General features: G+C 72.7%; 12 protein-coding genes. 6 read left to right on the top strand and 6 right to left on the bottom strand.

The genetic code is table 11. The annotated features are described in order from the left end of the window. Positions 1 to 13 precede the first annotated feature (13 nt). From ACZOOI_RS02135 to ACZOOI_RS02155, 5 genes are all read left to right on the top strand, one after another. The gene (locus ACZOOI_RS02135) at positions 14 to 382 is read left to right on the top strand and encodes a hypothetical protein (RefSeq protein WP_465279123.1); all 369 of its coding nucleotides are present in this window, start codon (positions 14 to 16) and stop codon (positions 380 to 382) included. Between the two features lie 23 nt (positions 383 to 405). After that, a complete protein-coding gene (locus ACZOOI_RS02140) occupies positions 406 to 600 on the top strand; it encodes a DUF2304 domain-containing protein (protein WP_465279124.1) in 195 nt (64 codons plus the stop codon). A gap of 191 nt (positions 601 to 791) precedes the next feature. Continuing rightward, positions 792 to 2,372, top strand: a complete 1,581-nt coding sequence (locus ACZOOI_RS02145) for an ATP-binding protein (RefSeq protein WP_465279125.1) — start codon at positions 792 to 794, stop codon at positions 2,370 to 2,372. A gap of 226 nt (positions 2,373 to 2,598) precedes the next feature. After that, the gene (locus ACZOOI_RS02150) at positions 2,599 to 5,118 is read left to right on the top strand and encodes an ATP-binding SpoIIE family protein phosphatase (RefSeq protein WP_465279126.1); all 2,520 of its coding nucleotides are present in this window, start codon (positions 2,599 to 2,601) and stop codon (positions 5,116 to 5,118) included. Between the two features lie 267 nt (positions 5,119 to 5,385). Then, complete coding sequence (locus ACZOOI_RS02155) at positions 5,386 to 5,760, top strand: RNA polymerase-binding protein RbpA (RefSeq protein WP_391586117.1); 375 nt, start codon at positions 5,386 to 5,388, stop codon at positions 5,758 to 5,760. 162 nt (positions 5,761 to 5,922) lie between these two features. Here ACZOOI_RS02155 and ACZOOI_RS02160 read toward each other — a convergent pair whose 3' ends face one another. The 4 genes from ACZOOI_RS02160 to yczR form a co-directional block, all read right to left on the bottom strand. Next, complete coding sequence (locus ACZOOI_RS02160) at positions 5,923 to 6,489, bottom strand: FxsA family protein (RefSeq protein WP_465279127.1); 567 nt, start codon at positions 6,487 to 6,489, stop codon at positions 5,923 to 5,925. Positions 6,490 to 6,493: 4 nt separating this feature from the next. Further along, a complete protein-coding gene (locus tag ACZOOI_RS02165; protein WP_465279128.1) occupies positions 6,494 to 7,426 on the bottom strand; it encodes a polyprenol monophosphomannose synthase in 933 nt (310 codons plus the stop codon). Further along, entirely contained in the window at positions 7,423 to 9,183 is a 1,761-nt protein-coding gene (gene lnt, locus ACZOOI_RS02170; RefSeq protein ID WP_465279129.1) for an apolipoprotein N-acyltransferase, read from the bottom strand. The genes ACZOOI_RS02165 and lnt overlap by 4 nt, the downstream gene beginning before the upstream one ends. A gap of 785 nt (positions 9,184 to 9,968) precedes the next feature. Next, on the bottom strand, positions 9,969 to 11,456 hold the full coding sequence (gene yczR, locus ACZOOI_RS02175; RefSeq protein WP_465279130.1) for a MocR-like transcription factor YczR: 1,488 nt from the start codon (positions 11,454 to 11,456) through the stop codon (positions 9,969 to 9,971). Between the two features lie 168 nt (positions 11,457 to 11,624). Between yczR and yczE the strand changes: the two genes are divergently transcribed. Beyond that, positions 11,625 to 12,260, top strand: coding sequence for a membrane protein YczE (gene yczE / locus ACZOOI_RS02180; RefSeq protein ID WP_465281334.1), 636 nt, complete (start codon positions 11,625 to 11,627; stop codon positions 12,258 to 12,260). A 39-nt stretch (positions 12,261 to 12,299) separates the two neighbouring features. Here yczE and ACZOOI_RS02185 read toward each other — a convergent pair whose 3' ends face one another. Together ACZOOI_RS02185 and ACZOOI_RS02190 are read right to left on the bottom strand one after the other, a co-directional pair. After that, positions 12,300 to 13,922, bottom strand: coding sequence for an amidohydrolase (locus ACZOOI_RS02185; protein ID WP_465279131.1), 1,623 nt, complete (start codon positions 13,920 to 13,922; stop codon positions 12,300 to 12,302). Positions 13,923 to 14,136: 214 nt separating this feature from the next. Then, complete coding sequence (locus ACZOOI_RS02190; RefSeq protein ID WP_465279132.1) at positions 14,137 to 14,577, bottom strand: Lrp/AsnC family transcriptional regulator; 441 nt, start codon at positions 14,575 to 14,577, stop codon at positions 14,137 to 14,139. Between the last annotated feature and the right edge of the window lie 15 nt (positions 14,578 to 14,592).

Genomic DNA, 14,592 nt, shown 5'->3' on the forward strand with positions numbered 1-14,592 from the left:
GACCCACACCCACATGCGCCTCACCCACATGCGACTGCTGCCCTATCCCCGCTCCAAGTCCCCCACCGACCCCGACACCGCCCCCGAACCCCGTCCCGTCGCCGACCCGACCCCGGTCGCCGAGAACCCGCCCGCCCCACCCACCCCCGCACTGCCCTCACTCGTCTCGGTGGTCCGCCGCACCCTGGCTCCCGCCACCCGCGCCGGCACCGCCCGGTCCCGCACCTTCCACACCGTCTACGCGATCACCACGCTCCCGCTGGTGATCGCCCTCCATGCCGCCCTCTGGGCGTTGTCCACCCCCGGGCGCCTCGGCGCCACCCTCCTGGTCCTGTACGGCCTCGGCCGAACCGGGATCCTCACCGCGCACGCCACACACTGAGTGCGCCGCCCGAAGGAGCACCCATGGTTCTGTCCATCTCCGGCGTCCTGCTGCTCGGCGTCATCGCCTACGTCTTCTTCCGCAAGGACGGGCTGAGACTCCCGCACGCCCTCGTCTGTGCCCTCTTCGGGTTCTACCTGGCAGGCAGTTCGATCGCCCCGCACATCGCGGCGAGCAGCAACAGCATCGCCAACCTGCTCAGCGGCCTCAACTTCTGACCGGCCGCGCGTCCCCACCGCCGCCAGGGCGTGTCCTCGATCCCCCGCCGGACCGGCCGCGACCGCGCGACACCACCACCCGGTGTCGGCGGCCGCGGACCCGGCGGGCCTTCGAGGACACGCCCTGGCCCCGGCTCATCCCCCGAACCGGGGCCTCCCGCCTACCCGAACCGACCCCTCACGGAGACCGCATGTCCCCCGGCCCCACCTCCCTCGCCGCCATCGCCCGGCGCGCCAAGGACGGCATCGGCAACACCCGCACCCGCGCCCATCGCATCACCCACGTCACGCGGGACACCTTCTCGCCCGTGCTCACCCTCACCCGAGGTCTGAACCGGCAGCTCGGATGGGCGCGCAACTGGTGGAAGGGCGCCTCGGCGGACAAGCGCAAGGCCGGCACCGCGGGCATCGCCGCGGTCCTGCTCGCCCTCTACTTCCTGCCCTACGCCCCGCTGATCGCCCTGCTCCTGGTGCTGGCCGGCGCCGCCTGGCTCGGCCACGAGGAGAAGCCCGCCACCGATCCCGGCCCCGATCCCACCGACGTCAAACTCCAGACCGTCTACAACGGCCTGGTGCCCTACCTCGCCGACGACCACGATCCCGCCCGGCTGTTCCACCCCGGCAGCCCGTACCAGAACGCCTTCCGACACTGGGAACTCGACGGCGACCGGATCGTCCGCCTCGAATTGACCTACAGCCCCTACTTCACCGACGACGACCCCGCCGCCCGGGCCCGGATCGAACGGGTGCTCCAGGCCAAGCTCGGCCGCGGTCGCGAGTACCTCTACGAGTGGGACACCGAGAGCAACCACCTCACCCTCGCCGCCCTGCCCCCGCTGCCCACGGCCGTGCCCGCCCAGCAGTTCGTCACCGCGCCGTGCGAGATCCTGCTCGGCATCACCGACGCGGGCAGCACCAACCGCCGCATCCCGGTGCACGTGGACGACACCATCCGGCAGCTTCCACCGGTCATCTGGCGCACCGGCAATCGCAGCACCGACCCGCACCTGCTCGCCGTCGCCGCCCCCGGCGCGGGCAAGTCCAACCTGCTGCGCACCATCGCCCTCCAGGCCGCCCGGGACGGCGACATCGTGGTCGTCGACGGCAGCGGCTCCGGCGACTACGCGTGCCTGGCCGGCCGGCGGAACATCCTGCGGATCGAGACCGGCTACCACGGCGCACTGGAAACCCTGACCTGGCTGCGCCACGAGACCGAACGCCGGATCGCCGCCGTCACCTACGCCAAGCAACACGGCACCCCGGTCCCGGACAACGCCCGCCGCCCGCTGTGGGTGATCCTCGACGAGATCACCGAACTCTCCGACCTCGCCGCCGGTCAGGGCACCACCGACCCGCAGGAACTACTCGACCTCCCGCTGCGCCTGGGACGCGCCGCGCACATCGGCGTGATCACCAGCGCCCGCCCCAGCCACCTGGAGCGGCTGCGCCCCACGCTGATCGCCGACACGCACACTCGCGTCGTGCTGGGCCCGCTCGACCCGGAGACCGTCCTCACCGTGCTGGGCGCCACCCCCGGCGTCTCCGGCGGCGAGGGCATGCCTCCCGGTCGCGGTTACGTCCGGATCGGCAACGGCCCCGTGGTGCGCATCCAGATCCCGCACACCCCCGACCCGCTGGAGGAGGACACCTCGGAGGCCGACCGCATGCGCCTGCTCGCGCTCCTCCCCCACCACGCCGACGCCCTCCCCGTCGACATGCCCTCGATCTCGCTCGCCAAGGCACCCGAACGCGAGCCCGAGCCCACCGGCTGAACCCCGGCGCGCCACCCTGCGCCACGCTCTCACCAAGGCCCGCAAGGCCCCCGCGACAGCCGCCGTGAAGCCCCCCGGCATCCCCGCGAAGGCCCCCCGAGCAAGCCACGCTCGGGGGGCCTCGACGTACGCCCGACGCACCGGCAAATACCCAAAACGCACCACTCCGTCCCCACTCGCGCGCCATGATGGGGGCCCGCACCCCCACGGAGGACGTGGACGCCCAGTGTTCGACCTCGCCAACTTCACCGTCAGCGACATGGTCGTGTGCAGTTCCGAACTGCGCCAAGTCACCGCCGACTCGGCCACCACCGAGGACGCGGCCCGCGCGATCGTGCAGCACCTGCGCACCACCTTCCGCGACCCGCACACCGGGCAGCCCCAACTCGTCCTCGTCCGCCTGTTCCAGACCATGCCCTGGCGCAACCTCACCCCCGACCTGGAACAGCGCGCGCTGCGCCGGCAACCCGATCTCGCCCCGCACCCGGACCTGCGCTGCCTCACCCTGCTGGCCACCGTCGGCGACCTGCCAGAGTGGTGCGACCGCACCCGATCGCGGCACCACCAGGTGGTCGCCTTCCCGAGTGCGAGCGCGGTCCGCCGGGCACCGATGATCAGCGCCATGCTGGAGCAACTCGGGGTCACCGCCGAGGAGATCGTGGCCGGGCCGCTGCCCACCGACAACGAGTGGGACCGGCACGACATCCACCACATCCCGGATGCGCTCACCAGCGACGCCGTCCCGGACAAGGAGTTCATCCGGGCGAGCGGCATAAAATCCGTGGTCGGCTACGCCGGCAAGCTCCCCGACGGCGAACTGTTCACGGTGTTGATGTTCACCCGCGTACCCGTCCCGGCCCGGATCGCCGAGCTCTTCCGCACCGTCGCCGTGTCCACCCGGCTGGCCCTGCTCCCGCTCAACACCGCGCCGCTGTTCGCCGGCGGCCCCTCCCAGCACACCCCCACCACGCACGTGGCCGCCGCGCGCCTGGACGCCCTCGAACAGCTCCTGGCCGCCCACGAGGGCACCACCGCGCAACAGGCCCTGGTCGCCGCGGACGCCCGCGACCGGGTCCGCTCCCAGCAGGAGCAACTCGCCTACAAGCAGCGCCGACTCGACCAGGAAACCCGGATCGTCGAGACCCTCTACCGGGTCGGCCAAAAGCTCACCCGCGAACTCAACCTCGAACGCCTGGTCCAGGCCGCCACCGACGCCGCCACCTCGGTGATCGCCGCCGAGCACGGCATCTTCCGCTACATCGACTACGACACCGGTGGCGTCGCGGACACCCGCTACGCCGTCACCAGCCCGGATCCCACCCTGATCGACCGGCTGCCCCGGCCCCGGCCCGCGCTCGCCGCGCGCAGCCGCCCGCAGACCACCACCGCGCCGCCGGTCACCGTGCGCCGCGGCGACCTCACCGAGGACCCCGCCGCCGGCCGACTGCTGCCCTATCGGATCAGCGCCGACGGCCAACCGCCCGTACGCAGCCTGCTGACCATCCCGGTGACCACCGCCACCGGCGAGGACCTGGGCGCGTTCTCCTTCTGCCACACCCGGGCCGACGTGTTCACCGAACGCGACGAACAACTCGCCCTGGGCATCGCCGCACAGGCCGCCACCGCGATCGAGAACGCCCGGCTGTTCCGCAGCGTGCGCGACACCGCCGTCGAACTCCAGCGCAGCCTGCTCCCGCAGGTTCCGCCCGACCTGGACGAACTCGACATCGCCTTCCGCTACCTGCCCGGCGCCAAGGGCCAACAGGTCGGCGGCGACTGGTTCGACGTGATCCCGCTGTCCGCCGGCCGGATCGCCCTGGTGGTCGGCGACGTGATGGGTCGAGGTCTGCAGGCCGCCGCCGTGATGGGCCAACTGCGCGCCGCAGTACGGGCGTACGCGGTGATGGACCTGCCGCCCGGGCAGGTGATGCGGCACCTCAACCGGCTGGTCACCGGGCTCGGCAGCGAGGACCAGATCATCACCTGCGTCTACGCGGTCTACGATCCCGGCGACGCCACCGTGCACTGGTCCAACGCCGGCCATCTGCCGCCCGCCCTGATCGGCGCGGACGGCAAGGTCGAACTCCTGGAGGACGACCTCGGCGTGCCGCTCGGCCTGGACGGCACCACCTTCGACGACGCGGTGGTCGGCTTCGACACCGGCGACCAACTGCTCCTGTACACGGACGGCCTGGTCGAGTCGCACGACGCCTCGCTCACCGACCGGCTCCAGGAACTGACCGAGCACATCGACGGCACCACCGGCGGCGCCCACAACGTCGCCGATGTCGCCGACCTGCTCACCGAGACCATGCTCACCGGCCAGGAGCCGGACGACGTCGCGCTGCTGCTGGTGCGCGCCCGGCACAGCATCGAGCGGACCGCGGGCCTGGATCTGCCGCCGACGCCGCGCTCGGCCCGCGAGGCCCGCGACTTCGTGCGCGCCACGCTGGGCCGCTGGGAGCTGACCGACCACAGCGACACCACGTGCTCGGTGGTCACCGAACTCGTCTCCAACGCGGCCGAGCACGCCCGCACGCCGATGGAACTGCGGCTGCGCCATCACCCCGGCCGGCTGATCGTCGAGGTGGTCGACCACGACGGGCGGCTGCCCAAGGAGATCTCCTCGCCCGGCCACGACGAGCGGCATCGGGGACTGTGCATCGTGGCCGGGATGACCACCGACTGGGGCGTGCGTCCCACGGACACCGGAAAGATCGTCTGGGCGGAGATCCGTGATCGTTGACGCCGCCCGACTTCGCTGTGCGTGGCGACGTGCATACCGGGCAGGCGTACGTCATCGATTCCCGGGCCGATCAGGCGAGTTTTATGTCACTTTCTCCCGGTCATGTAATGAATCATCCGTTTTCGGGTAGCTACCCACCGTCACGGACCCCGGCTCCTGCCCACCGACCCCTCGGTCGGGAATCTTCGGGGCCCGTCACGCGTTCTGCAAACGGACGAGACAGCAAGACCTGTCGATGTGGGTAGATCAAGCCAGGAGGCACGATTCATGAGTGAGCGAGCTCTCCGCGGCACACGCCTTGGCGCCACCAGCTACGAGACCGATCGCGGTATCGATCTGGCGCCGCGTCGCACCGTGGAATACGACTGCCCCAGGGGGCACCGCTTCGAGATGCCGTTCTCCGTCGAGGCGGAGATCCCCTCGACGTGGGAGTGCCGCAGCTGCGGTGCCGTCGCGCAGTTGGTGGACGGCACGCCGCCGGAGGAAAAGAAGAACAAGGCCACGCGCACGCACTGGGACATGCTCATGGAGCGGCGTACCCGGGAAGAGCTGGAAGAGGTACTCGCCGAGCGCCTCGCCGTATTGCGGTCGGGTGGGATCAACCTCCACCACGATCCGCGCAACAACCGCAAGAGCGCCTGAGCGAGCACCGCGCGAGCCCGCTCCGGGCACGTGCGGATCCCGTCGACAGGTGGCACCGACGCCCGGGGCGCCGACGATCTCACGATCGTGGCGCCCCGGGCGTCGTGCTGTGTCCGGTCGTGCCGTGGCGATGCGTCCCGCCGGGCCGCCCGGGAACCGCCCTCAGGGCAGTTCGCGCGGCGGCTGCTGCGGCGGGTCGTCGTCACGGTGCACGTCCTGCGGGTCGATCACCTCGCCGCGCACGATCTTGCCGTCCGGGCGGTGGATCCGCGCCTCCTGCACCGCGCCGGAGAACCGCGGGCTGCTCGCCACCTTCGCGGCCACCACCGTGCCGATCAGTCGCCGGATCAGCGGCCGGGTGAACGGCAGCACGCACAGCAGGCCCAGCACGTCGGTGATGAACCCGGGGATGATCAGCAGGATGCCGCCCAGGATCACCACGCCCGCGTCGGCGGCGGCCTTGGTCGCCTCCTTGCCCTGGGCCGCGAGCACGGTCGGGTCGCTCTGGCCCTCGCGCTGCGCCTGTTCGCCGAGCGCCCGCAGCCGGGTCAACACCCGGCGGCCCTCGTAGCGGATCACCAGCGAGCCCAGCGCGACGCCGGCCAGGATCAGCAGGAAGGTCCGACCCGCCCCGATGGCGCCGCCGACCCGGCTGATCACGTAGATCTCGGCCAGCGGCAGCGCGATGATCGGCAGGAGCTTGGCCGCTCGGCGCAGCGGGGTACTCACGCAATCACGTCCTCGGCGGGGTGGCACCGGTGGCGCCGGCGGATCCGGTGGTGCTCGTGGAACCGGTGGAGCCGGTGCCCGGGGCGCCCTCGCCCTCGGTGCTCCCGGCGGCGCCCGGGTCGCCGGGGCCGCTCGTACCGCCGGTGCCTGCGGGGTGGGCGGCGGCCGTCTCGGGGGCGCTCTCGTTCGGGTACTTGCCGACCCGTCGGCCGACGCCCCATGCGGTGACCCGCCACAGCGCCTCGGCGACGATCGAGTTGCTCATCTTGCTGTTGCCGCGCTCGCGTTCGATGAAGGTGATCGGCACCTCCAGGACGCGGTAGCCCTTGCGGATCGCCCGCCAGGCCAGGTCCACCTGGAAGCAGTAGCCCTGCGAGGCGACCTCGTCCAGGCCGATGCCGAGCAGGGTGTCCTTGCGGAAGGCCCGGAAGCCGCCGGTGACGTCGTGGATGTCGACGCCGAGCATCAGCCGCGAGTAGGTACTGCCGCCCCGGGAGATGAGCTTGCGGTGTCCGGGCCAGTTGACCGCGCCGCCGCCGGGGACCCAGCGCGAGCCCAGCACCAGGTCCGCGTCGCGCACCGCTTCGAGCAGGCGCGGCAGTTGCTCGGGCTGGTGCGAACCGTCGGCGTCCATCTCCACCAGGATGTCGTAGCCGCGGTCGATGCCCCAGCGAAAGCCCGCGATGTAGGCGGCGCCCAGGCCCTCCTTGCCGGCCCGGTGCATGACCTGGATGTGCGGGTCGTGCTCGGCGAGCGTGTCGGCGATGTCGCCGGTGCCGTCGGGACTGTTGTCGTCGGCGATCAGCACGTCGACGTCCGGCACGGCTGCGCGCAGGCGGGCGACGATCGGCTCGATGTTCTCCGATTCGTTGTAGGTGGGGATGATGACGAGCACCTTGCCGAGATCGGCGAAGCTGGTCTGCTCGCTGTCGGTCACATCATCTCCTTGATGGCGTTGGCGTCGGCGCGGGTGTCGACGCCGGCGTCGGCGGGGGTCGGCGGGATGCCGGGGGTGGTGATCCAGGGCTTGCGCCGACGGCGGAGGATGCCGTACGCGCAGGCGAGGAGACCGACGATAGCCAGGATCCACTCGGGAGCCGAACCGAGTCGGGTGGCGAGCGTGCGGTCGTCGCGCAGTGGAACGTCCACGACCAGGGTGTCGGCGGTGAATTCGCGGGTGCGTTCGACCACTTTTCCGTCCGGCATGACGATCGCGCTGATGCCGGAGGTGGCCGCGATCAGCACCGCGCGGCCGTGCTCGATCGCGCGCAGCCTGGACATCGCGAGTTGCTGCTCGGGTTGTCCGGTGCGCCCGTAGGTGGCGTTGTTGGTCTGCACGACCAGGACTCGACCGCCGTGGGTGACCGCCTCACGGGTGACGTTGTCGTAGGCGATCTCGAAGCAGATCACGTCGCCGATCCGGGCCGGGCCCAGCTGCATGACGCCGACGGTCTTGCCGGGGTAGAAGTCGCGCGGGACACGTTCGAGCCGGCTGATGAACTTGGTGAGCAGTTCGCGCATCGGGATGTATTCGCCGAACGGCACCGGGTGGCGCTTGGTGTAGGAGGCGCCGGGACCGGTGACCGGGTCCCACACGATGCCCTGGTTCTGGATGTGCGTGGCGTCGGGGCCGGCGACCAGCACGCCGGTGAGCACGGGGACGCCGATGTCCTTGACCGCGCCGTCGATGAGCGCGTACGCGTCGCGTTCCTCGAACGGGTTCAGGTCGGAGGAGTTCTCCGGCCAGATCACCAGTTCGGGCTTCTCGACCTTGCCGGCCCGCACGTCGGCGGCCAGCTTGTGGGTCTGTCGCACGTGGTTGTCCAGGACCGCGCGGCGTTGGCCGAGGAAGTCCAGGCCGGTGCGCGGGACGTTGCCCTGGACGACCGCGATGGTCGCGGTGTCGGGACCGGCGGCGTGGCCCCCGGTGGGTATGGGGACCGCGTAGGCGCTCGCGGGGACGGCGATCGCCAGGCCGATGGCGCCCAGAGCCAGCGGAACGGCGCTGCGCGGCGTACGGACGCCCTCCGGGCTCTCGGCGGCCGATTCGCCGTCACGACCAGCGTGGACCCCGTACAGCCGCAGCGCGGCCCATCCGAGCAGCGCGCCGGTGAGGGCGACGGCGAAGGTCACTCCGGGGGCGCCGGCGAGCGCGGCGATCGGGGTGAACGGTGTCGCGGTGTTGGCGAACGCCAGTCGGCCCCACGGGAAGCCGCCGAACGGGACGCGGTCGCGCACCAGTTCCTCGGCGACCCACAGGCAGGCGGTCCACAGCGGCCACAGCCGCAGTTTGCCGATCAGGGTGAGCGCGGCGGCCAGGGCGGCGATGTACAGCGCCTGCACCACCGACAGCACGATCCACGCGTCCGGTCCCACCACACGCAGCCACTTGAGCAGCCACAGCATGAACGGCAGGCCGAACAGCAGGCCGTAGCCGAAGCCGGTGCGGGTGCGCTGCCCGTGCACCGCGATGCCGAGCGCGGTGACCGCGAGGATGCTCAGCGGCCAGATGTCGTAGGGCGGGAACGCGAGCGCGAGCAACAGGCCGGCGACCAGTGCGGTGACCGGGCGGGCGGGGCGGCGGTAGATGCTCACGGCGGTGGCGCGGGTGCGGCGCAGGCGCTGCTTGCGAGCGGGGGCCGGCGCCGGGGGCGAGACGCCCTCGGGCACTGTGGTGCTGTCGAGCTGCGGCACCGTGGGGCCCCCTCGCTGGGTCGTTGCGGATCGCTGCTGCCGCGCGCGGCACGGAGTTGCGCCGGTCGGGTGATGCAGTGACGTTACAACGTTCGAGGTGGGCGTTCGGTTTCGGCTCGTGCTCGGCGGCGGGCTGGTGACGGCGGGAGCTCGGTCGCCCTTCGGGCCGGCCCCGGACCGGCTGGCTGTCGGTCGCGGTGGTCGTTGTCTACTGGGCGACCGGGCTCTGCCGCGGTCTCACCTTCCGGCACGGGGTGTGCTCGCGTCCGGCGGGGCGGCTGCACGGGTGCCGCTCTGCCGTTCGTGGCCGCGTGGGGCGGCCTCCCGGCGCGTGTCATGCCGGTTCCGGACCTGGCGCCCGGTGGCTGTGCCACCTGTGGCCCGGAGGCGTGCGCGTGCTCGGGGAGGGTGTTCTCCTGCCGGTCGTCCTACGGTGGACCGGGTCGAACGTACTGGGCGATGCGGGCGCGGTGTCAACATCGCACTGACCTGCACGTATATGGTATCGGTGCAGGTCAGCGGCCGGGTGGTGCGGCAGTGGTGTGGGTGGTGTGCGCCCGCCGGGTGGCGCAATCGTTCCCCTAATGGGTCCCGACGAGGCTTCCGTACCCCTTCGTCGGATCGCTCGCGTGGCGATCGGGCCCGGATCGGGGCGGCGGCGATGTCGGCGTGTCGCGCGCCTTGCGGGCTCCCATGGTGTTGTACACGGCTCGGGGCCCACCGCGCGAACGTGGACCCGGTGCGGGTTCACCCACACGGCGCTCGGGTCGGTGCCGGCGGTCGGTTCAGGCCACCACGGCCGCCGCCGAGAATCCCGTGTAGGCGCCGGGCCGGCTGCGTTCGGTCTCGCCCACGGCGGTCGCCAACCGGCGGATCGCCTCGGTCAGGGTCGCCGGGTCGTGCGCGTAGGGCAGTCGCACGTGGTGCTCGAAGGTCCCGTCGGTGCCGAAGTGGGTGCCCGCCGCGATGCGTACGCCGTGCCGGGCCGCGGCCTCGGCCAGGGTCAGGCTGGAGGTGCCGTCGGTGCGCACCCACAGCGACAGGCCGCCGACCGGCATCGCGAACGTCCAGTCGGGCAGCCGGTCGGCGAGGGCTTCGGCGAGCGCGCCTCGGGCGGCGCGCAGCGCGGGCAGGCGGCTCTCCAGGATGGCGTCCTCGTGGTCGGTGATCAGGTGGTGGGTGACCAGTTGGTCCAGCACGGGCGCGCCGACGTCGAAGGACGCGCGGGTGGCGGCGATCCGGCGGACCAGGTCCGGGGTGGCCCGGATCCAGCCGATCCGCAGGCCGCCCCAGAAGGTCTTCGAGGTGGATCCGATGGTGACCACGTTGTTGGTCCGGTCGAAGCCGGCCATCGGCAGCGGCCGGTCCGCCGGGGCGATGTCCAGGGCCAGGTCGAAGCACGTCTCGTCGACGATCAGCGTGGTCCCGGTGTTGCGGGCCAGGTCCACCAGGGTGCGGCGGATGCCGGCGTCCGCGAGGTGGCCGGTCGGGTTCTGGTAGTCCGGGATCAGGTAGGCCAGCCGGGGTGCGGCCGTGCGCAGCGTGTCGCGCCAGGTCTCCACGTCCCAGCCGGTGTCCGTCATCGGCACCGGCACGAGTCGGTTCCCGGCCTGCCGGATGGCGTCCAGCACGTTGGCGTAGGTGGGCGATTCCACCGCGACCCGGTCGCCGGGGCCGGCCAGGGTGCGCAGCACCAGGGTGACCGCGGCCAGTGCGCCGGGGGTGACCAGGATCTGGTCGGGTGTGGTGGGCACGCCGCGGCGGGTGTAGCGCTGGGCCAGCGTGTCGCGCAGGACCGGCAGGCCGCCGGGCAGGTAGCCGTGGCCGGTGGTGTAGGTGGGCAGCGAGTCGGTGGCGTCGGCGACGGCCTGGTGCAGGGCGCGGCCGGGGCCGGGCAGGGCCGCGACGCCGAGGTCGATCACGCCGGTGGTGGTGCTCGGGCTCAACCCTCGGGTGGGGATCTCGGTGTGCGTGCCGGGCAGGGTGGTCCAACTGCCGGAGCCGCGCCGGCTGGTCAGGTAGCCGTCGGTGCGCAGGAGTTCGTAGGCGGCGGCGACCGTGGTGCGGCTGATGCCCAGCCGGTCGGCGAGGCCGCGTTCGGCGGGCAGGCGCGCGGTCAGCGGGATCCGACCGTCCAGGAGCAGTGCACGGATGCGGTCGGCGAGCGTGCGGTATGCCGGGCCGGTGCGCGCCGCGGACTGGGTCGTGGTGGTCCAGGGGTGCAGGAGGTCGGCGAGGCGGGTGCTGCTGACGGTCAGGTGAGGCGCGCTCATCAGTCCACTCCTGTCGAATTGGCTATGGATTCGTGGTCCGGTGTCGGTGATTGTTTCACCGTTGGCTCTTTATTGGCAGTCAGGTGACGAACGAGGTGCACGGTGGCTTGGTCGTGGGTCCGGCGATTGATCCAGTTGTATGCGGGACTCACGCTGTACGGGTTCAGCATGGCGTTGATGATCCGGGCCGGGCTGGGCCTGGACCCGTGGGACGTGTTCCATCAGGGGCTCGCGGAGCGCACCGGGTGGAGCTTCGGCGTGGTGACGATCGTGGTGGGCGCCGCGGTGCTGCTGCTGTGGTGGCCGATGCGCCAGCGCCCGGGCCTGGGCACGGTGAGCAACGTGTTCGTGATCGGCGTCGCCGTGGACGCCTCGCTGCGGTGGTTGCCCGCGCCGGACGCATTGGTCTGGCAATTGGCCTTCCTGGTCTCCGGGGTGGTGCTGAACGCGGTGGCCGGCGGCGCGTACATCGGTGCGCGCCTGGGCCCGGGGCCGCGGGACGGCCTGATGACCGGGTTGGTGCGGATCACCGGGCGTTCGGTGCGGCTGATCCGTACCGGCATCGAGGTGACCGTACTGCTGGTGGGCTTCGTCCTGGGCGGGTCGCTCGGGTTGGGCACCGTGGTGTACGCGCTGGCCATCGGGCCGCTCGTGCAGGTGTTCCTGCCGCTGTTGACCGTTCCCGAGCCGCGGCGGGTGCGGCCGGACGCGGCCGGGGAGCCGGGGCCGGGTGCCCCGGTGGACGCGGCCGCCCCCGTCGCCGCGGAGCCGCCCGGGACGCCGGCCCCGGCGCCGGCCGGTTAGGGCCGAGCCGGCACCGGCGAGTACCGACCGCCGGCTCGGTCAGGTCTGGTCGAGGGCGCCCTCGACCGCGTACACCGTGACGCCCCGCACCGCGGTGCGCAGGCAGCGTGGCAGCGGCAGGTCGGGGGCCAGGTCGGGCAGTCCGGGGGTGCCGGAGCGGGGGTCGGTGGACCAGCCGGAGAGCCGGCTGTCCGGGGCCTGCACGACCAGCTCGGTGGTGTCCCACACCGCGTAGGTGGCCGGTGCGCCGGGCACCAGCACGCCGGCGTCGTCGCGACCGACCGCGCGGTGGCCGCCCCGGGTGTGCGCGGCGAACGCGGCGCGCACGCTGATGCGTTGCTCCGGCGTGCGGTGGAAGGCGGCCGCGCGCACGGTGCCCCACGGGTCGAGCGGGGTGACCGGCGCGTCCGAACCGAACGCGAGCGGTACGCCGGCGGCGCTGAGCGCGGCCAACGGGTTCATCAGCGCGGCGCGTTCGGCGCCCAGGCGGCGGGCGTACATGCCGTCCGGGCCGCCCCACGCGGCGTCGAAGGCGGGTTGCACGGAGGCGGTCAGACCCAGTTCGGCGAATGCCGCGACGGCCTCGGCGTCGAGCAGTTCGGCATGTTCGACCCGGTGTCGCAGCGCCCGGAAGGCCGCGCCGTGCGGGCCCTGGATCAGCGCGCGGGCGGCGGCGGTGATGCTGCCGATCGCGGCGTCGCCGATGGCGTGGAAGCCGGCCTGGACGCCGGCCCGGGTGCACGCGGCGAGGTGGGCGGCGACCTGCTCGGCCGCGAGGTGGGTCAGGCCGGTACCGGCGGCGGAGTCGTCGGAGTAGGGCGCGTGCAGGCACGCGGTGTGCGAGCCGAGCGAGCCGTCGATGAACAGGTCGCCGCCGAGTCCGTGCGCGCCCAGGTCGCCGCGCAGCGCTCGGGCCTGCTCGGGGTCCTCGGCGAGCGCGCCCCAGTAGCCGACCACGTCCGGACCCGCCTCGTCCCGGGCCAGCGCCAGCAGCGCCCGGAAGTCGGCCTCGCCGGCGATCTCCGGCCCGCCGCACTCGTGCACCGTGCCGATGCCCAGCGCCGCCGCCCGGGCCCGGGCGACCCGCTGCGCGGCGATCCGGTCGGCCGCGGTCAGCGCGGCGTTGGCGGCGGCCCGCGCCGCGTGGTGCACGCTGCCGGCCAGGGGCGCGTCGCCGTGCTCGCCCGGGACCAGGGCGAGCAACGCGGGCGAGCACGCGGCGGAGTGCACGTCGGTGCGGGAGAGGTAGACGGTGGCGCCGCCGGTGGCCCGGTCCAACTCGGCGGGGGTGGGCGGGCGTCCCTCGGGCCAGGTGGTGTCGTCCCAGCCGTGGCCGAGCAGCACGTGGCCCGCTCCGTACAGGCCGCGTCGTTTGGCGTGGTCCTCCAGCGCGGAGAGCGCGTACGCCAGCGACGGCGCGCCGGTCAGGTCGAGCCCGGTCAGGGCGAGGCCGGTCGCGGTGGCGTGCACGTGCGCGTCCACGAACGCGGGCGTCACCAGCGCGCCCGCGAGGTCGAGCACCGCGTCGACGGCATCGACGTGGGCCGCGGCGGCCCCCTCCGCGCCGATCCAGGCGATGGTGTCGTTCTCGACGACCATGGCGGTCGCGAAGGGATCGGCCGGACTGTGCACGGCGCCGTTGCGCAGGAGGAGCGTGGTCATGACCACCAGTGTGACCCGCCCGGGCCGAACCCCCGGCCGGAGGTCACCCCTTCGGGGGTGTGACACGCGCCGCGTCCACCCCGGAGCCGGCCTTCGATCCCGCGTCGCGGTGTTCGGCATGGGATCGAGGACAGGCCCCGGGGGCACGCGGCGCAGGGCAGCCCTGTACCACCGACGTCGCCCGGCGCGGCAACGGCGTGATGCGGGCCCGGGATCAGAACCGGGGCGCGCGCGCCTCGTACGGGGTGGACAGCACCACCGTCGTACGGGTGGACACGCCCGCCTGAAGCCGGATGCGGGCCAGCAGAGTCTCCAGGTCCCCCGGGGTTCGGACCCGGACCTTGAGGATGTAGCTCTCGTCCCCGGCCACGCTGTGACACGCCTCCAGTTCCTGGAGGTTCGCCAGCCGCTCCGGGGCGTCGTCGGGCGCACTGGGGTCGATGGGTTTGACCGAGATGAACGCGGTCAGCGGCAGGCCGATGGCCTCGGTGTCGACCACGGCGGCGTAGCCGCGGATGATGCCGCGTTGTTCGAGTCGGCGCACGCGCTGGTGTGCGGCCGAGGTGGACAGGCCGGTGGCCTTGCCCAGGTCGGTGTAGCTCATCCGCCCGTCTTGCAGGAGCAGTTTGACGATCTGTCGGTCGAGGTCCTCCACACGACGAACCTAGGG

The organism is Embleya sp. L77 (assembly GCF_055557415.1).